The sequence below is a fragment of the Streptomyces sp. SCPE 10 genome, from assembly GCF_051980735.1.
Classification (GTDB): Bacteria; Actinomycetota; Actinomycetes; order Streptomycetales; family Streptomycetaceae; genus Streptomyces; species Streptomyces misionensis.
In genome coordinates this window covers 814,322-833,174 of the sequence record NZ_CP197069.1, presented here as the reverse complement: position 1 = coordinate 833,174, position 18,853 = coordinate 814,322, and the positions used below count along the sequence as shown (strand labels likewise).

At 73.4% G+C, this 18,853-nt stretch carries 14 protein-coding genes; 7 read left to right on the top strand and 7 right to left on the bottom strand.

All coding sequences use genetic code 11. The annotated features are described in order from the left end of the window. Window positions 1-49: 49 nt before the first annotated feature. Complete coding sequence (locus ACSP97_RS03950) at window positions 50-949, top strand: universal stress protein (protein ID WP_355148832.1); 900 nt, start codon at window positions 50-52, stop codon at window positions 947-949. 178 nt (window positions 950-1,127) lie between these two features. Next, window positions 1,128-1,625, top strand: a complete 498-nt coding sequence (locus ACSP97_RS03945) for a hypothetical protein (RefSeq protein ID WP_070026621.1) — start codon at window positions 1,128-1,130, stop codon at window positions 1,623-1,625. Between the two features lie 7 nt (window positions 1,626-1,632). On the opposite strand, the gene ACSP97_RS03940 is transcribed toward ACSP97_RS03945, so the two are convergent. Both ACSP97_RS03940 and ACSP97_RS03935 read right to left on the bottom strand, forming a co-directional pair. Then, on the bottom strand, window positions 1,633-3,603 hold the full coding sequence (locus tag ACSP97_RS03940; protein WP_440556321.1) for an N-acetylmuramoyl-L-alanine amidase: 1,971 nt from the start codon (window positions 3,601-3,603) through the stop codon (window positions 1,633-1,635). A 267-nt stretch (window positions 3,604-3,870) separates the two neighbouring features. Next, a complete protein-coding gene (locus ACSP97_RS03935; RefSeq protein ID WP_364730501.1) occupies window positions 3,871-5,016 on the bottom strand; it encodes an aminoglycoside phosphotransferase family protein in 1,146 nt (381 codons plus the stop codon). Window positions 5,017-5,263: 247 nt separating this feature from the next. On the opposite strand from ACSP97_RS03935, the gene ACSP97_RS03930 reads away from it, so the two are divergent. Continuing rightward, window positions 5,264-6,757 (top strand): DNA-binding protein NsdB, encoded by a 1,494-nt coding sequence (locus tag ACSP97_RS03930; RefSeq protein WP_358673937.1) that lies wholly within the window; start codon window positions 5,264-5,266, stop codon window positions 6,755-6,757. 86 nt (window positions 6,758-6,843) lie between these two features. Here ACSP97_RS03930 and ACSP97_RS03925 read toward each other — a convergent pair whose 3' ends face one another. Further along, on the bottom strand, window positions 6,844-8,271 hold the full coding sequence (locus tag ACSP97_RS03925; RefSeq protein ID WP_440556318.1) for a PP2C family protein-serine/threonine phosphatase: 1,428 nt from the start codon (window positions 8,269-8,271) through the stop codon (window positions 6,844-6,846). A 351-nt stretch (window positions 8,272-8,622) separates the two neighbouring features. Here ACSP97_RS03925 and ACSP97_RS03920 point away from each other — a divergent pair, with 351 nt between their 5' ends. Further along, window positions 8,623-9,036, top strand: coding sequence for an SsgA family sporulation/cell division regulator (locus ACSP97_RS03920; protein WP_355148820.1), 414 nt, complete (start codon window positions 8,623-8,625; stop codon window positions 9,034-9,036). A 150-nt stretch (window positions 9,037-9,186) separates the two neighbouring features. Then, window positions 9,187-11,211 (top strand): phosphocholine-specific phospholipase C, encoded by a 2,025-nt coding sequence (locus ACSP97_RS03915; RefSeq protein ID WP_440556316.1) that lies wholly within the window; start codon window positions 9,187-9,189, stop codon window positions 11,209-11,211. Here the strand turns inward: ACSP97_RS03915 and ACSP97_RS03910 are convergent. Both ACSP97_RS03910 and ACSP97_RS03905 read right to left on the bottom strand, forming a co-directional pair. Continuing rightward, entirely contained in the window at window positions 11,201-12,226 is a 1,026-nt protein-coding gene (locus ACSP97_RS03910; protein ID WP_440556314.1) for a Gfo/Idh/MocA family protein, read from the bottom strand. The two genes, ACSP97_RS03915 and ACSP97_RS03910, sit on opposite strands and share 11 nt — an antisense overlap. 79 nt (window positions 12,227-12,305) lie before the next feature. Next, entirely contained in the window at window positions 12,306-13,400 is a 1,095-nt protein-coding gene (locus ACSP97_RS03905) for a baeRF3 domain-containing protein (RefSeq protein ID WP_440556312.1), read from the bottom strand. 416 nt (window positions 13,401-13,816) lie between these two features. Here ACSP97_RS03905 and asnB point away from each other — a divergent pair, with 416 nt between their 5' ends. Then, complete coding sequence (asnB, locus tag ACSP97_RS03900; protein WP_440556310.1) at window positions 13,817-15,658, top strand: asparagine synthase (glutamine-hydrolyzing); 1,842 nt, start codon at window positions 13,817-13,819, stop codon at window positions 15,656-15,658. On the opposite strand, the gene ACSP97_RS03895 is transcribed toward asnB, so the two are convergent. Both ACSP97_RS03895 and ACSP97_RS03890 read right to left on the bottom strand, forming a co-directional pair. Next, complete coding sequence (locus ACSP97_RS03895; protein ID WP_355148810.1) at window positions 15,645-16,175, bottom strand: DUF4232 domain-containing protein; 531 nt, start codon at window positions 16,173-16,175, stop codon at window positions 15,645-15,647. The genes asnB and ACSP97_RS03895 overlap by 14 nt on opposite strands. Before the next feature lie 80 nt (window positions 16,176-16,255). Then, on the bottom strand, window positions 16,256-17,875 hold the full coding sequence (locus ACSP97_RS03890) for an alpha/beta hydrolase (protein WP_440556308.1): 1,620 nt from the start codon (window positions 17,873-17,875) through the stop codon (window positions 16,256-16,258). 308 nt (window positions 17,876-18,183) lie between these two features. Here ACSP97_RS03890 and ACSP97_RS03885 point away from each other — a divergent pair, with 308 nt between their 5' ends. After that, on the top strand, window positions 18,184-18,834 hold the full coding sequence (locus ACSP97_RS03885) for a chaplin (protein WP_355148806.1): 651 nt from the start codon (window positions 18,184-18,186) through the stop codon (window positions 18,832-18,834). Window positions 18,835-18,853: the final 19 nt, after the last annotated feature.

The following is an 18,853-nucleotide window of genomic DNA, read 5'->3' as shown; positions in this document are numbered from 1 at the left end:
AGAGGGTGGTCCCAGCAACGGGAAGATCGCATTCCGGAGGTGGGGAAGCATGAGCACCGAGCCGGTCGTCGCCGCCGTCGACGGTTCCGAGGACAGCCTGCGTGCCCTGGAGTGGGCCGCGGACGCCGCCCGGCGCCGCGCGGCACCGCTGCGGGTGGTCCATGTGCGCCAGTACGCCGCCTGGGGCCAGACCGACGTCCTGGTGGCCGGACCGCCCGAGGAGGAGACCGACCCCGTCCTCGACGCGGCGCGCGCGGGGCTCGGCGACCGGGCACCCGAGGCCGTCGAGTACGTCGCCCTGGAGGGCGCCCCCGGCGCGGTGCTGCCCGAACTCGGCGGCGAGGCCCAGCTGCTGGTGCTCGGCTCCCGCGGGCGGGGCGGCTTCGCCAGCCTGCTGCTCGGCTCCAGCAGCCTCGCCGCCGCGCGGGACGCGCGCTGCCCGGTGGTCGTCGTACCCCGGCCCGGCCGGGAGGTGCACGGCGAGGGCCCGGCCGAGCCCGGGCCCCGGGTGGTCGTCGGCCTGAACGTCGACAGCCCCGACGACGCGACACTCGCCTTCGCCTTCACCGAGGCGTCCCTGCGCGGTGCCCGCCTCCAGGTGCTCGCCGCCTACCCGTGGCCCCTCCAGACGTGGTCCGCGCCGGGCCAACTGGTGCCGCCCATGCCCGACCAGGAAACCATCGAGAGCGAGACCCGCAGCCTCGCCGAGGGCTTCCTCGCCCCGCACCGCGAACGCCACCCCGGCGTCCGCGCCGACACCGATGCCGTCCCCGGCGACGCGGCCGGCAACCTCGTCGCCGCCTCCCGCGACGCCGACCTGGTCGTCGTCGGCCGCCACCGCCGCCGGCTGCTGGCCCCGGCCCGGATGATGGGCTCCGTCACCCAGGCCGTCCTGCTCCACGCGGCGAGCCCCGTCGCGGTCCTGCCCCCGGCCCCCGAGGGCGACTGACCGGAACGGGACCGGCCGCGCGGCGGGGCTTGCCGGGGCGTCGCGGCGGCGGGGGCCGCGGTGGCACGTACCCGCCGCAACCGGCCGCCCCTCGCCGCCCGGCCGGTACCGTCGCACCCCACCCCCCTGTGGGCGCCCACAGGTCACCCGCCCCGGTCCGGGCACGTACCATGGCCGCATGTCGTTCCTCCGCCGCCGCAGTGCCACTCCCGCCGGGCCCGACTTCGACGTGCTGGCCATGGACCCGGGCGACTGGCCGGGCAATCTCGGTGCGGGACTGCTGCCCGCGCCCGACGGCACCTGCCAGGGTGTCTTCCTGCGCTACGACCTCTTCGGCGGCCGCGGCCCCGCGATGATCATCGGCAATCTGCCGGAGGGCTCCCCGGCCCGCGAGGTCGCCGAGGGGGAGATCCCCTTCGAGGTGGGCCAGCTGCTGCTGGCGCTGGAGAACGACGAGGAGGTCACCGTCGTCGGCACCGAGGACACCCCCGTCCTCCAGGGCGACAACCTGCTCATCGTGCGCCGCCTCAAGCTCTCCGAGAGCCGGATCTCCTGTGTGCAGTTCGACCGCAGCGACGGCGTGCTCGTGACCATCGCCGCCTGGGACCGGCCCATCACGGACGACCTGTACGCCCTGCTGAAGCCGCTCCCGGCGGAGCTTTTCCAGCAGGGCTGAGGCCCCGCTAGCCGGCGGAGTTCTCCACCGTCACATCGGCCGCGCGCACGAAGCCGACCCGGTGCCCGTACTGGATCTCGTAGTACAGGTCCTTGCCCTGCACGACCTGGTGCGACTCGGGCGTGAAGGTCACCGAGTAGAAGTACTCGCCCGGCATCTCGTCACCGACCACGTACTTCTGCCCCGCCGGGATCGTGTACGGCAGGGACACCACCGACTGGACGGGCACCCCCGCCGGGTACGCGGCCTTCTCCGGGTAGGCGCGGCCGTACACCGGAATGCCGGTCAGCCCGTCCTTCGGGGTGATCACCAGCCCCTTGGCGGGCACCGCCGCCGGATGCTTGGCCGGGTTCTGGAACCAGGCCTTCTGCCCCAGGTACCAGATGGCCGTCCAGTCGCCCCAGTGGTCGGCGACCGCGTACTGCTGGCCGGTGGAGACCCGCGAGGACAGATCGTTGACGTCGGCCGTCGGCGCCTTGCCGAGCCCGATGTCCTTGATCAGCGGCGCGTCGACGTCGTGGTCCGAGTACAGCCGCACCTCGCTGGACGCGTGCGCCGCGCAGGGCTCGCCCGCCGTCTCGCAGCCCGTGTAGACCGGCTGGTTGGCGGCGTAGTCGGGCCGGATCGTCACCAGGCCGCCCCGCTTGCCCGCGGTCTTCTTGAACGGGTGCCCGAGCAGCTGGAAGTAGTGCGCCCAGTCCCAGTACGGCCCCGGGTCGGTGTGCATCCCCGGGACGCTGGACGCCGTCGGCCCCGGCACGTTGTCGTGCCCCAGGATGTGCTGCCGGTCCAGCGGGATGCCGTACCTCGTGGACAGGTACTTCACCAGCCGCGCCGAGGACCGGTACATCGCCTCCGTGAACCAGGCGTCCGGGTCGGTGAGGAACCCCTCGTGCTCGATGCCGATCGAGCGGGCGTTGACGTCCCAGTTGCCCGCGTGCCAGGCCACGTCCTTCGCCTTGACGTGCTGGGCGATCAGTCCGTCGGTGGAACGGATGGTGTAGTTCCAGGACACGTAGGTCGGGTCCTGGATCAGGTTCAGCACCCCGTCCCAGGCGCCCTCGGTGTCATGGATGACGATGTACTTGATCCGCTGCGACGCCGGCCGGTCGCCGAGGTCGTGGTTGCCGTAGTCGTTGTCGCCGAACTGCGCGTACGCCGCCGGGAGCCACTCGCAGGACACCGACTTCGGGCACTCGGCGCCGTCGTCCCCGGCCGTGCGCAGACCGGTCCGCGCCAGCTGCGCGGTGTCCGGGGCGACCGAGGGCTCGGCGGTGAGGGAGACCCGCTGGCCGGCGTCCGTGGTGCGCCGCTCACCGCTGCGCAGCACGTCGTACACGTCGTTCGCGTACGCCGCCGCGGTCGCCGTGTCGTCGGCACCGGAGAAGCGGGCCACCGCGCCGTACCAGTCGGCCGGGTCGGCGCTGAGCGGCTCGCCCAGCTGCCGCTGCGCGGCGGCCAGCAGGGCGGCGCCGCCGGACACGTTGGCCGCCGGGTCGGTGCGCAGCCGCGCGGCCGGGATGCCGGTCAGCTCCGCCGCCCGGGGCAGCGTCTTCAGCCGGGCCGGCAGCGCGGAGTCGGCCGGCACCGTCGCCCGGGGGGCCAGGGCGGGGCGGGCGTCGTCGCCGCGGGCGTCCTCGGTGCCGTCGGCGAAGTGCTCGGTGGTGGCGATCGCGGTCCGGGCGTCGGTGAGGTGCATCGGGCCGTAGCCGCCGGAGACGCTGGGCGCGCCGCCGTGGGAGTCCCAGCGGGACTGGAGGTAGGAGACGGCCAGCAGAACGCTCTGCGGCACGTGGTACTCGGTGGACGCGGCGGCGAACGCGGACTGGAGCCGGTCCGGGGCGGAGTCCGGGGCGCTCTGGGCGGGGGCCGCGCCGAAGAGCGGCAGCAGCAGGGCGGCCGCGGCGAGCGGTACGGCGGCCCTGCGCAGATGTCTGTGGCCGGGGGCGGACGGTGAGTCAGTGGCGGAACCTCGCAATGCGGCCTCCTGTGACGGGTGGGCGTGGCGGGGCGTGCGGCGCCGAGCTGGGTCAGTGGTATCGGCTCGCCGACGATCCGTCAATGATGCCTTCGCCGCCGAGATTTCCCATGTCACGAAGGGTTTCGGCGAGTTTCGCCACGATGGTGGCCGGGCCTGCGGGGCGTCAGTGGAGTAGACCACTAAGGGGCCCTCGGGACGGAACCCGCACAGCGGAGGGTCCGCGGTGCGCCGTCGCTCCCGGCGCACCGCGGACCCTTGTCCCCGTCAGCGGGTGCCGACCGCCGCGCGCACCGCCTTGCGGGCCATCTGACAGTCGTCGTGCAGCCGCCTGAGCAGCAGCCGCTGCTCCTCGCCGGACGGCACGGCACCCGGGCGCGCGGTGCCCGCCGCCACCGGGGCCGGGTCCTGCATCGAACGCTGTACGGCCGTCTCGTACCGGCGGATCTCCCGGGTCAGCAGCAGCATCAGGTTCACCAGGAAGGCGTCCCGGGAGGCGGGGCCCGCCGACTGGGCGATCTGGCTGATCTGCCGCCGGGCCGCCGGGGCCTGACCGAGCACCAGCCACAGCGTGGCCAGGTCGTAGCCCGGCAGGTACCAGCCCGCGTGCTCCCAGTCGACCAGCACCGGGCCGGTCGGGGAGAGCAGCATGTTCGACAGCAGCGCGTCGCCGTGGCAGAACTGGAGCATGCCCTGGCGGCCCACCTCGTGCGCGATGCCGTGCAGCAGCTTCTGCAGGTCGCCGAGGTCCCGGTCGGTGAGCAGGCCCAGCTCGTGGTCCCGCGAGATCCGGGCGGCGTAGTCCAGCGGCATGTCGAACAGGCCGGCCGGGGGCCGCCAGGCGTTCACCCGGCAGATCGCGCCGAGCGCCGTCCGGATGTCCGCACGCGGGGGCGCCTCCATCGGATGCCGCTGGAGCGCCGCCACCCGGCCCGGCATCCGCTCGATGACCAGGGTGCAGTTGTCCGGGTCCGCCGCGATCAGCCGGGGCACCCGGACCGGAGGCCGGTGCCGGACGAACGAGCGGTATACGGCTATTTCGTGCCTGCTGCGCTCCGCCCATGCGGGCGAGTGGTCCAGCAGGCACTTGGCGACGGCCGTGGCGCGTCCCGTCGTACCGACGAAGAGTACGGACCGGCCGCTGCGCCGCAGGACCTGGACCGGCGCGAACTCCGGGCAGATCCGCTGCACCGCGGCGATCGCCGCGCGCAGCGGGGCGCCCTGGGGGCCGGACAAGTCGAGTCTCCCGCTCAGCGGTTGCGTGCCGGGCTGGCCCGGGATCCGCCGCGGCCGGGGCGCACCCAGCACGGGGCCGCCCGGACGCACCGCCGGGTCGAGATACGGCCCGCCGCCCGCCGGGCGGGGGCGCAACGGCCTGGGCGGGGCGGACACGGAGGACGTTGCCGCGTACATGGGAGATACAGATCCCTTCGTTGCCTGCGGTGCCTGCCTGTGGGGTCCTCGCGCCGGCCCGGCCCGGGCTCCCGGGCACACCCTGGGGAATGTCCCCGGGGGGACCGGGTCGGGGTGGCGCTTTCCTACCTGACACCCGATGGCCCCTGGCACACCATCTGGCGCACCCTGGCGAACCCTGGCGAATAGTCGCCCGGCAACCCTCACCCGGCTACTGTCAACTCAGCCGAGAACCTGGGGGCTTGACGTGAGCGGACGACCCAACACCCGCCTTTCGGACCTGTTCGGCCTGACCGGCTGGTCCAAGGGCGAACTCGCGAGGCTGGTCAACAAACAGGCGGCGGCCATGGGCCACCCCCAGTTGGCGACCGACACCTCCCGGGTCCGGCGGTGGATCGACAAGGGAGAGATCCCGCGCGATCCCGTGCCGCGGGTGCTGGCCGCCCTGTTCACCGAGCGTCTCGGCCGTGTCGTGACCATCGAGGACCTCGGTCTGGTGCGCCACGGGCGGGCAGGGAAACGGCAGGGCGACGGGATCGAGGAACATCCCGACGGAGTGCCGTGGGCGCCCGAGCGGACCGCCGCGGTCCTCACCGAATTCACGGGAATGGACCTCATGCTCAACCGACGCGGCTTGGTGGGCGCGGGCGCCGCGCTCGCCGCGGGATCCACACTCAGCAGCGCCATGCACGACTGGCTGCACACCGACCCGGTCCTCAGGGCCGACGCCCCTGCCCTCGACGACCCCCTGCACCCCGACCCCGCCGGATTCGACCGCTACGAGGCCGCCCCCATCGGGTCTCAGGAGATCGAGGAACTGGAGCGTTCCGTCGAGGTGTTCCGCGCCTGGGACGCGGCCCGCGGCGGCGGGCTCCAGCGCAAGGCGGTGGTGGGCCAGCTCAACGAGGTGGGCGGCATGCTCGCCTACCGCCATCCCCCCCACCTCCAGCGGCGCCTGTGGGGCGTCGCCGCCAACCTCGCGGTGCTCGCGGGCTGGATGTCGCACGACGTCGGCCTGGAGCCCACCGCCCAGAAGTACTTCGTCATCGCGGCGCACGCCGCCCGGGAGGGCGGGGACCGGCCGCGCGCCGGCGAGGCGCTGTCCCGCGCGGCCCGTCAGATGGTCCACCTGGGCCGTCCGGACGACGCGCTGGACCTGATGAAGCTCGCCCAGTCCGGCGCGGGCGACCGCCTCCAGCCGCGCACCAAGGCGATGTTCCACACCATCGAGGCCTGGGCGCAGGCGTCCATGGGCAAGGGCCAGGCGATGCGCCGCACCCTCGGCCAGGCGGAGGACATGTTCGTCGCCGACCGGGGCGACGGCGAGCCGCTGGACTGGATGCAGACCTTCAAGGCCGAGGACCTGTACGGCATGCAGGCCCTGGCCTACCGCACCCTGGCGGAGTTCGACCCGGACGCGGCCGTGCACGCCCAGCACTACGCGGACAAGGCCCTGGCGCTGCGCGTCGACGGCCGGGAGCGCTCGAAGATCTTCGACCATCTCTCCATGGCCTCGGCCTGCTTCATCGCCGACGACCCGGAGCAGGCCGACCGCTACGCGCGCCTCGCCCTGATGTCGATGGGGGCGAACTCCTCCCGCCGCACCTGGGACCGGCTGCGCGAGATGTACCGGCTCACCGCCCAGTACGCGGGCTACCCGAAGATCCACGAGCTGCGGGAGGAGATCAGGCTCGCCCTGCCCAAGCCGAGGGCGAAGAGCCGGAACCGCGCCCAGGCGTAGGGGAGTGGCACCGCTTCCGCCCCGCGGAGCGGACCGTACGCGCTGACGCCCTCAGGGCCGGCCCACCCGGCCGGCAAGGTGACGGTTCACGCCGTGACCCGGGCGACGAGCACGCACGCGTCCTCCTCGCGTCCGGCCCCGCCGAACTCCTCGACCAGCGCCCGCACACAGTCCTGCGCCGTGCGCGCCGCGCCGAACCGGGGGGCGAGGCCCAGCAGCCGGTTCTCGGCCGCCGCCCTGTCCTGCCCGGGCACCAGTCCCTCGGTGTGCAGCAGGAGCAGGTCGCCCGGTACGAGGGTCACCTCGGCCTGCTCGTAGACGGCACTCCTGGTGGCGCCGAGCAGTACGCCCCGCGGTGCGCCGAGCGCGCGCCCCGTCCCGTCGCGGTACAGCAGCGGGGCGGGGTGTCCCGCCTGCCCCCAGACCAGGGTCCGGGTGGCGGGCCGGTAGCGGCAGCAGACGGCGCTGCCCAGCGCGGGCTGCACCGTGGCGTCGAGCAACTGGTTGAGCAGTGATAGGAGCCGACCGGGCTGGGTGCCCGTCATCGCCATGCCCCGCACGGCGCCGAGCAGGGTCGCCATGCCCGACGCGACGGCCACCCCGTGCCCGGTGAGGTCGCCGACGCTGAGCAGCGTCTCGCCGTCGGCCAGCTCCAGCGCGTCGTACCAGTCCCCGCCGATCGGGTCGCCGCCGTCCGAGGACAGCCGGTGGGCGGCGAGGTCCAAGGTGGCCGGGCCCCGGTGCGGGGGCCGCAGGGAACCGCGCCAGGGCGGCACCACGGCCTCCTGCAACTCGGCCGCGACCCGCTGTTCGGCCCGCTCCCGGTGCCGGTGCTGCCGCAGCGAGTCCCGGGTCTCGCGCACGGCCCGCTGGCTGCGGCGCAGGGCGCTGACGTCCCGCAGCACGGCCCACATCGAGGCGGTGCCGCCGTCGGGACCGAGCACCGGCTCGCCCATCATGTGCACGGTCCGCACCGAGCCGTCGGGCCGGCGCACCCGGAACTCGCCGTCGATCGGCCTGCCGTCGATCAGACAGCCCGTGACCAGCGCGGTCAGCTTCGCGCGGTCCTCCTCCAGGACCAGCGAGGGCAGTTCGTCCAGGGTGAGGGCGGGCAGTTCGGGGTCGAGGCCGAGGATGCGGTACAGCTCGGCGGACCAGGTCGCCTCGTCCGTCAGCAGGTTCCACTCCGCGCTGCCGACCCGGCTGAGCAGCGAGCCGCGCGGGGCGCGGGCGGCCGGTGCCGGGCTCGGGGCCGGTGCGGGGCCCGTGGGCAGGGGGGCGGGGCCGTCCCGCAGCTGGGCCAAGTGGGCGTCCACGTCGTCCAGTTGGTGGAGCGCGAGGTCGTACAGGGCGCGCTGCCAGCGCTCCTCGGGGTCCGGGCCGTCGGCGCGGGCGTCCCGTCGTACCGCGTCCACCTCGCCCTTGAGCCGCCGCGCCTGCCTGATCAACGCCTCGACCGGGTCGTGCCCGGGCGGCTGGGCGGCTGAGCGGTCCGCGGAGACCGGTGACGGCATGTCGCACTCCGAGAAGAGGGGGGACGGCAAGGACTGCGGGACGGGGACCGCAACGACTGTCGCACAGCGCGCGACGCCCCGTAAGCGATTTGGCAACACACGATACGGTGGTGCTTCCGGCATATGCCAGAGTCTTCCCCCGGTGACTCCTGCACGGTGCCGACGCGCCCGATGAGGCGGTCAATTCGTAGAAAAGATACGAGAGTTGGTGGACGGCCCGGCCCTCCGAAGACGCAGTCAACCGTTTGTTCGACGGCGCGGTGCTCCCCGGTGACCGGGTCCGGCCTGTACCCATCGAACTCTGACCGGATTTGACGCCATGCGGAAGGCCCCGGCGGACTCCTTAAAGGCATGGAGACCACCATCGAACTACCCGCGCTCGCCCGGCTGATCACCGCGGAGGACCGGGAGATCCCCGTCACGGCCACCCTGCGCTACACCGCGCGCGACCCCCTCGCCGTCTTCGTGGACTTCCCGGCGGAGGCCGCTCTGGACGGCGAGGAGGTCAGCTGGACCTTCGCGCGTTCCCTGCTGGACCAGGGGCTGCGCAGCCCGGCCGGGCGCGGTGACGTCCAGATCTGGCCGTACGGCCGCACCCGGACCGTACTGGAGTTCCATTCGCCCTACGGTCTCGCCCTGCTCCAGTTCCCCACCACGACCCTGCGCCGCTTCCTGGTGCGCAGCTACGGGGTGGTGGCGGCCGGGCAGGAGGACATGGCGGCGGTGGTGGAGCGGGGGCTGACGGCCCTGTTCGGCGGGGTGTGAGCGGCTTTCCGTGCTCCCCGCCCGGCGGGCCGGCATCTTTGAACGTTGTTCACCTTCGCCTCACCGCACGGGTATGGACGCTGCCGGCCGGCACGGGCAGCCTGGCCCGCGGTGTGCCGCTGGGGCACTCCCGTGACCGAGGACGGGCGAATGACACCGATCAGCCGAAGGGGATTCGTGGGGCTGGGCGCTTCCGTGGCGGCGGGGATGGCGCTGGGCGCCACCGCACGCCCGGCCGCGGCGGCCGCCACCACGGCGACCGGCACGATCAAGGACGTCAGGCACGTGGTGATCCTCATGCAGGAGAACCGCAGTTTCGACCACTACTTCGGCCGCCTGAAGGGCGTACGCGGCTTCGGCGACCGCAGCGGCATCACCCTCTCCGGCGGCCACTCGGTCTTCGACCAGCCGAACCAGGTGGGCCGCCAGTACCCGTGGAAGCTCAGCTCCACCCCGTCGGCGGCCGGCAAGGACGGCGAGACCCTCGCCCAGTGCAACGGCGACCTGCCGCACTCCTGGTCCTCGCAGCACTCCGCGTGGAACAAGGGCCGCCTGGACAACTGGGTCGCGGGCGTCGGCAACGTCCGCTCGCTCGGCTACCTGGACCGCTCGGACATCCCGTTCCACTACGCGCTCGCCGACAACTACACCATCTGCGACGCCTACTTCTGCTCCACGCTGAGTGCCACCGGCCCCAACCGCACCTACCTGTGGAGCGGCAAGGTCGACTCCTCCAGCAACGACGGCGGCGACGAGTCCGGTCTGACCTGGCAGACCTACGCGGAGTCGCTCCAGGCCGCCGGCGTGAGCTGGAAGGTCTACCAGAACGCCGCCGACAACTACGGCGACAACGCCTGCGCGTACTTCAGCAGGTTCGCGGGCGCGGGACCGGGCGACCCGCTGTACGACCGGGGCATGTCCTCGGTGCCGAAGGCGACCGGCTCCACCCCGGACGACATCGCCGCCGCCATCAAGGCCGACGTGCTGGCGGGCACCCTGCCGCGGGTCTCCTGGGTGGTGGCCAACCAGGCCTTCTCCGAGCACCCCTACGCCCCGCCCGGCGACGGCGCCCACTTCGTCAATCTCGTCTACCAGGCCCTCGCCGCCGACGAGGACGTCTTCGACTCCACCGTGCTGTTCCTCAACTACGACGAGAACGACGGCTACTTCGACCACGTACCCCCGCCGTCCCCGCCCGCCGGCACGGCCGGCGAGTTCCTGGGCGGGGTGCCGTACGGCTTCGGCTTCCGCGTCCCGATGATCGTCATCTCGCCCTGGACGCGCGGCGGCTGGGTCTCCTCGGAGGTCTTCGAGCACACCTCGGTGCTGCGCTTCCTGGAGACCTGGACGGCAGCCCTCGGCACGCCCGCCACCTGCCCCAACATCAGCGACTGGCGGCGCAAGGTGAGCGGCGACCTCACCGGCGTGTTCGACTTCGCCCACCCGGTGAACGGCCCGGTGTCCCTGCCCGCGACCAGCGTCATCGGCATCGGCAACTGCGCCTCGCTGCCCAACCCGGTGCCCACCGACAACGCCCTGCCCGCCCAGGAGCCCGGCACCCGGCCGGCCCGCGCGCTGCCGTACCAGCCGGGCGGGTACCTGGACCGGCTGGAGTTCGGCTCGGGCGGCAAGATCCTCGCCTGGTTCGTGATGACCAACCAGGGCGCGCCCGCCACCCGAGCGGCCCACTTCTCCATCCACCCCAACGCCTACCGCGACACCACGCCCTGGCAGTACACGGTCGACGCGGGCGGCACCGCCTCCGACTACTTCAACATCGGCTCCGGGTACGGCGACGGCAAGTACGACCTGACCATGGTCGGCCCCAACCGCTTCCTGCGCCGCTTTTCCGGAGATGCCACCAAGGCGGGCAAGTCCGCGGAGGTGAGCACCCGTTACGCGGTCGAGCCGGGCACCGGGAAGCTCGCCGTCTACTTCCGGATGGCCAACTCCGGCAGCGCGCCGGTGACGTTCACCATCACCTCGGGCCACTACCGCGGGGACGGCCCCTGGACCTACACCGTCGCCGCCGGAGCCACGGCGGAGGACTTCTTCAACGCCGTCGCGTACACCGAGGGCTGGTACGACTTCACGGTGACCGTCGACTCGGACCCGACCTGGTCGCGCCGGTTCACCGGGCACCTGGAGACCGGCGCCCCCAGCGTCAGCGGCTGACCGCGGCGTACAGGTCCGGGCGCGGCGCGAGTTCGACGGCCACCCGGTCGCCGCTCTCCAGCGCCCGGACCCCCGCCTCCGCGACGACGGAGGCGGCGTAGCCGTCCCAGGCGCCGGGCCCGGTGACCCGGCCGGCCCGGGTGGCGTCGACCCAGTCCTGCACCTCGCGGTCGTAGGCGTCGGCGAAGCGCACGAGATAGTCCCGCGCCACCTCCCGGCGGGCGCTCGCGGCCGCGGTGACCAGCATGGAGTGGTCCTCGCCGATCCGCGCGGCGCCCGCCTCGCACACCGCCTCGCAGCGCACCTGGTAGCCGAAGCCGCAGTTGACGAAGACCTCGACGTCGGCCAGGGCACCCCGCTCGGTCTCGAACAGCACGAACTGCGGATCGATCAGCCCCTCGGGCGCGGCATGGGAGGACGCCGGGCGGCGCACGGTCACCGCGGTCAGTTCCTCGCCGAGCAGCCAGCGGGCCGCGTCGATCTCGTGCGAGACGGAGCTGTCGATCAGCTGGGCGCTGGTGAAGCCGGGCGGCGAGGACACGTTGCGGTGGACACAGTGCAGCATCAGCGGGCGGCCGAGCGTACCCCCGTCCAGCAGCGCCTTCAGCCGCCGGTACTCGGCGTCGTAGCGGCGCATGAACCCGATCTGCGCCAGCCGCCGCCCGAGCCGGGCCTCCGCCTCCACGACCCGCAGCGCGCCGGCCGAGTCCGGCACCATGGGCTTCTCGCACAGCACCGGCAGGTTCCGCGCGAACGCGCCGAGCAGCGCGGCCTCGTGCGCGGGGCCGGGGGAGGCGATCAGCACGGCGTCCACGCCGGGCGCGTCGAGGGCGGCCTCGGGATCGGTGTGCACGGTGACGTCGGCGAGCCCCGCCACCGCCGCCGCGGCCCGCTCCGCGTCGGGGTCGGCGACGGCCGCGACCCGGGCGCCGCTGACCACCCGGTCCAGGCGCCGTATGTGATCGGCCCCCATGTGCCCGGCCCCCAGCACCGCCACACCCAGCGGCTCACCCATGCGCGCGCTCCCTCGCCTCGACGATCACGCGTAGCGTACGTCGAGGGGGGAGCGCGCTCTCAAGCCCCGGCCCGGGAGGTCAGAACCGCAGCACCCCCGCGATCCCGTCCTCCTCGCCCAGCGTGCCGTCGGGCACGAAGCGGACCTCGGCGCCGGTCTCCAGGCACTGCTCCACGATCTCGTCCACGACGTCGTCGCGGGCGTCCAGGTCGCCGGGCTCGGCCGGCACCAGGTGCTCGCCGTCGTCGCGGGCCACCGCGCGGAAGCCCTCCTCCACGGCGAGCAGCCGCACCCGGCCCTCCCGGGCGCTCTGCCACAGCTCGTCCAGGCCGGCCGCGAAGGTGCGGTGGCCGCGTGCGGAGGTCAGCTCCCGGACCACGCTGTCGGTGTCCTTCGCGGCCTCCTCCTCCAGGACCGGGCGGATGGCCTGCCACACGGCGTCCGGACCGGAGTGGGCGAGCCCGCCGTGCGCCACGTGCACGGCGTTCTTGGCGACGCTGCCCACCTCGTCCAGGAAGGAGAGTGCCGCCCGTTCCCCGGTGACGTAGAGCCGGCGCGGCTGCTCGCGCAGCACCGAGGCCATCGCGGTGTCCACCTCGCGCAGGAACTGGCGGGTGCCCTCGTCGCGGAAGGTGCTCGGCAGATCGCCGATGCGTTCCTGCCGCTCGGCGTCGAAGTTCTCCCGGCTGCGGATCAGCGGGAAGCCCCCGGAGTGGTCCTCCACCACCCGGTCCACGCCGCCGCTCCACAGGGTGACCCGGTCGGCCGAGACCGACAGCACCCAGAAGGGCCGCTCGGACACCTGGGCGGCGACCAGGTTGCGGGTGAGGAAGGTGTCCGCGAGCACCACGCGCTCGGGGACGCTGCGGGCCAGCGACCAGACCTGGTGCTCGCCCGGCGCCGCGAAGATCACCAGGCCGTCCTCGGCATGGGTGAGGTCCACCTCGGCGAGCGCCCGGTCGAGCTGGGCGTCGACGTCCGCGCGCCGCTCGCGGGTCACGGACGGATCGGCCTCCAGGCGCTTCCTGGCCTTGGCCACCACATTGCGCAGCCGGACCGGATCCTGGTCGCTCCCGGCGCCCCGGCGATGCGTCGGGGTCAGCACGGACACTGCCGGATAGGGCCGCGGGCGCCGCAGCTCGGCAAGGGTTGCGGGACTCAGTGCGTGCTCCATGACAGCACCATAGGACCGATTCACATGTACGGCATTCGGGGTATTCGGGGCTTCTGGTGCCATCGTCCGCGGCCGTCGGCGGCGAGCGGTGGCCGGTCCGTGGAGGTGCCGGGACGGTTTCTGAATGCGAAGCACTGAGCGAACGCGCGCTTGGGGAAATTTTTGCCTGTGGCCGGTTCCTGTCGGCTGCGGCGCGAGAGTATGGCCGTTCTCGCATTTCGCGGAGGCAAAAAGCGGCCGAAATCATCGGCCGGGAGGTTCCGGCCGTGTTACGGCCACGTTGACCGACGGCGGCCGGTGACGGACGCTCGTTATATAGGTGCTCGATACAACTGGTTCGCCGGCCGGCCCCCCGGCCCCCGCGAAAGCACAGGTGAGCGGGGTACCGGAGGCCGTCCGGAGGCAGGAGGTAGCGCATGTGCGGCATCACCGGGTGGGTTTCCTTCGATCGTGACCTGACCGCCGAGGCCACCACATTGCATGCGATGACCGGGACGATGGCCTGCCGCGGCCCGGACGACCGCGGCGTCTGGGCCGAAGGCCCCGCCGCCCTGGGTCACCGCCGGCTCGCCATCATCGATCTGCCCGGCGGCCGGCAGCCGATGTCCCTCGACACACCCGAGGGCACCGTCGCGCTGGTCTACTCCGGGGAGACCTACAACTTCACCGAGCTGCGCCGGGAACTGACGGACCGCGGCCACCGGTTCACCACCGACTCCGACACCGAGGTGGTGCTGCACGCCTACGTGGAGTGGGGCGACGCGCTCGCCGAACGCCTCAACGGCATGTACGCGTTCGCCATCTGGGACGGCCGCCGCGACAAGCTCGTCATGATCCGCGACCGCATGGGCATCAAGCCGTTCTACTACTACCGGACCGCCGACGGCGTGCTGTTCGGCTCCGAGCCCAAGGTGATCCTCGCCAACCCGCTGGTCCGCCCCCGCGTCACCCTCGACGGCCTGCGCGAACTGCTCGTGATGATCAAGACGCCGGGACACGCCGTCTGGGACGGCATGCGCGAGGTGGAGCCCGGCACGGTCGTCACCGTCGACCGCTCCGGACTGTCCACCCGCGTCTACTGGCGCCTGGAGACCCGCCCGCACGAGGACGACCGGGACACCACCATCGCCACCGTGCGCACCCTCCTCGACGACATCGTGCGCCGCCAGCTGGTCGCCGACGTGCCCCGCTGCACCCTGCTCTCCGGCGGCCTCGACTCGTCCGCGATGACCGCGCTCGCCGCCCGGCAACTGGCCGACCAGGGCGAGAAGGTGCGCAGCTTCGCCGTCGACTTCGTCGGCCAGGCCGAGAACTTCGTCGCCGACGAACTGCGCGGCACCCCGGACACCCCCTTCGTGCACGACGTGGCCCGGCTCGCCGGCACGGACCACCAGGACATCGTGCTCGACGTGCAGGCCCTCGCCGACCCCGCCGTGCGCGAGCAGGTCATCCGCGCCCGCGACCTGCCGGCCGGCTTCGGCGACATGGACGCCTCGTTGCTGCTCCTGTTCCGCGCCATCCGGCAGAAGTCCACGGTGGCCCTGTCCGGCGAGTCCGCCGACGAGGTCTTCGGCGGCTACCTCCAGTTCTTCGACGAGGACGCCCGCCGCGCCGACACCTTCCCCTGGCTGGTGCGCTTCGGCCGGCACTTCGGCGACGACTCCGACATGCTCCGCACCGACGTGGGCAAGTCCCTGGACCTGGAGGGATACATAGCCGACGGCTACCGCACGGCCATCGCCGGCATCGAACGGCTCGCGGGCGAAAGCGACTTCGAGTTCCGCATGCGGCAGATCTGCCACCTGCACCTGACCCGCTTCGTGCGCATACTCCTCGACCGCAAGGACCGGATGAGCATGCGCACCGGCCTGGAGGTACGGGTGCCGTTCTGCGACCACCGCCTGGTCGAGTACGTGTTCAACACCCCGTGGGCCCTGAAGTCCTTCGACGGCCGGGAGAAGAGCCTGCTGCGCGAGGCCAGCAAGGACGTCCTGCCGCAGTCGGTGTACGACCGGGTCAAGAGTCCCTACCCGTCCACCCAGGACCCGCAGTACGCGCGCGCCCTCCAGGACCAGGCCAAGGACCTGCTCGCCCGGCCCTCCCACCGGGTCTTCGACCTGGTGGACCGGGACCGGCTCAAGCGGGCCGCCGAACGCGAGGCCCCGGTCAGCAGCCAGGCCGCCCGGCGCGGCCTGGAACGGACCCTGGACCTCGCGCAGTGGCTGGACATCTACCAGCCGGAGCTCATCCTCGGCTGAGGCCCAGCGCCCGGTCGGCGGCCGCCGGCGAGGGCTGCCACCACGTCGTCACCGGCTCCCAGACCGACACCTGGGGGCCGGTGCCGAGCCGGGCCGGGGTGAAGACGCGGCCCCAGCGGCCCGCCCAGTCGCCGACGGTGACCGACCGCGCCCGGCGGGCCTGTGGATCGGACGTGCGCACGATGGTGCGCACGTCGGCGTGGACGGTCTCGCCCGCCGCCAGCCGCAGCCGCCCCGTGCCGCCGGCCGGCAGCGGCAGCGCCGCCCCGTCCAGGCCGCCGAAGGTCACCAGCGGCACCCGGTCGACGGCGCAGGCGCGCCCGCCGACGTTGGTGGCGCTGACGCGCACCACGGTCGGCCGGCCCGGCACGGTGCTCGCCCGCAGCTTCAGCGCGCCCTGGACGCAGGGCGCGGGTTGCGGGCCCGCGGTGGCCGCGTGGGCCGGCGGCGCGGTCAGCAGCAGGGCCGCCGCGGCGGCCGAGGCGGCGGGTACGGCGATGGCGGCGCGGATGCGCATGATGGTGTCCCTCCGTCGCGGTCACGGCCACCGGGCGGCGGCCGCTTCCGTCATGGGTCGGTGCGTTCGGTCGGTACGGTTCAGCCGGTGCGGCCCGGGATGGCGCTCCACTCCTTCCCGTCCGCCGGGCAGGAGCTGCCGTTCGCGGGCAGGGAGCCGTAGAGCAGGAAGTCGTCGACCCTGCGGTGCACGCACACCGAGGAGCCGTACCCGGTGTGGCCGTCTCCCTTGTTGTCGAGCACCACGGCCGACGGGCCGAGGCGCCGGGCGGTCTCCACCGTCCACGGGTACGGCGTCGCCGGGTCGCCGCGGGTGCCCACGAGCAGCATCCGCGCCGTGTCCACGTCCTTCACCCGGTCGCGGATGAAGGAGGTGCCCTTGGGGCGGCCGTAGCACATCAGCAGCTGGGTGAGCCGGTAGCGGCCGAAGACCGGGGACGCCTCCTCGTAGGCGGCGCCGAGCCGCCTGAGGTCCCCGGCGATCCGTGCGGCCCCGGGCCGGTCCGGGTCGTCCGCGCAGTTGATCGCCATCAGCGCGGCCCGCAGATTGTCGGGCGGCACGTCCTCGGGGGCGACCAGACCGCCGGCGGCCGGCCCCCGGCCGCGGCCCGCGCTCCTCGTCAGGCCCGCGCCGGGCGTGGCGAAGGCCATGATGCCCCGGGGATCGCCGTCCCGCGTCACCGAGGTCAGCGCCCGCTCCAGCGTCGGCCACGAGGTCCTGCTGTACAGGCCCTGCACCAGGGCGGCCACCAGGTCCTGGCCGGAGAACGGGTCGCCGCCCTCCGTGGTGACCGGGCGCCGGTCCAGCGAGCGCACCAGCCGGACCACCTCGTCACCGGCCGCGCGCCGGTCCTGCCCGAACGGGCAGCCGGTGTTCGCCGCACACCAGTCCAGGAAGTCGTCCAGCGCCGCCTGCTGCCCCTGCGCGCCCGCGATCCCCTGCTCCGCGAGCGACTCGGTCAGGGTGTCCACGCCGTCCAGGGCCATCCGGCCCACCTGGTGCGGGAACTGGGCGGCGTAGACCGCGCCCAGCCGCGTCCCGTAGGAGAAGCCCAGGTAATTCAGCTTCTTCTCGCCGAGGGCCTGACGGATGACGTCCAGGTCCCGGGAGGCGTTCACCGTCCCTATGTACGGCAGCACCGCACCGGAACTGCGGGCGCACGCGGCGGCGGCCCGCCGCAACTGCCGCAGCAGCGCCTGGGGGTGCGCGAGGTCCGCGCCGGACCCGGTGACGCCCGCCGCCTGGTCGTCGTCGCCGCAGCTGACGGGGGAGGAGCGGCCGACGCCGCGGGGGTCGAAGGTGACCACGTCGTAGCCGTTGGTCAGGTCCATGAACTGCCTGCCGTCGTACGCCAGTTCGTCGACGCCCGCACCGCCGGGGCCGCCGAAGTTCAGCACCACGGAATGGTGCGAGGCGCCCGTGGCGCGGTAGCGGGCCAGTGCGATGTCGAGCGTGCCGACGTCCGGCCTGGCGTAGTCGAGCGGGACCGTCACCTTCCCGCACTGGAGGTCCTTCGGCATCTCCGGGCCCGCGCACGCGCCCCAGGCCACCTTCTGCCGGTAGAACCGGGTGAGGTCGGGGCCCTTGGGCGCGGCAGGCGCCGCGGTCGCGGGCAGGGCGGAGCCGAGCAGCGCCAGGGCGAGGGCTCCGGTACCCGCACAGCGCCGCACGGCGGACCGCGAGCACAGCTTGGCCAGCATCGATAGCCTCCCGGGGCGCCCGCAGCGGACCGGGACGGCGCCCTTTCGCTCACCATAAGCGGGCCCCGGGCGGCCCGCCTCCGGACGGGCGGAACGCCGTGCGGTGCCGTATGCTCCCGCGCCGGCGGGCTCCCTTTTGTTGATCATTGATCGCTTTACCGGTAGTTCGACGGTCCTGCCACTCGATGGGGTGAAAGACCGTTGAGCCATAACTCGGCCGGTTCGTCTGCGTTTTACGTGGTGCGGGTGAGTACTCGCGAACATGTCTGGAAGGCAGGGAACCAATGAGACGGGCTACCCGAAACGGTGTGATCGCCGCCGTCGCCGCCTCCGGCGCGATGGCCCTGGCGTGGCCGGCGTCCGCCGCGTTCGCGGCCGACGGCGCGAGCGCCGACGGTGTCGCGGCCGGCTCGCCCGGACTGATCTCCGGCAACGGCATCCAGCTGCCGGTGGACGTCCCGGTGAACGTGTGCGGCAACACGGTCGACGTCGTGGGACTGCTCAACCCCACCGCGGGCAACGCGTGCGCGAACAACGCGGGCGGCAGCGGGGGCGGATCCCGCACCTCCGGCGGGGCCACGGCCCACGGCACCGCCGCGCACTCCCCGGGAGTGATCTCCGGCAACGGCGTCCAGCTGCCCGTCGACCTGCCGGTCAACATCAGCGGCAACAGCGTCAACGTGGTGGGACTGCTCAACCCGGCCATGGGCAACACCTCCGTGAACGGCGGTGAGATCCCGCGGCACCCGGTCACCCCCACGCCCGAGCCGCCGGCCCCCGTCCGGCACCACCCGGCCCGGCCGGCCCCGCACACCCCGCGTCCCGCACCGGAGCCGGTCACCGGCACGCTGGCCCACACCGGCGCCGACCTGACCGCCCCCGCGGCGGCCGCCAGCGCGGCGCTCCTGCTCACGGGCGCGATCCTCTACCGCCGCTGCCGTCCGGCCCGCGGCCGCTGACCCCCACCACGTCCCAGGC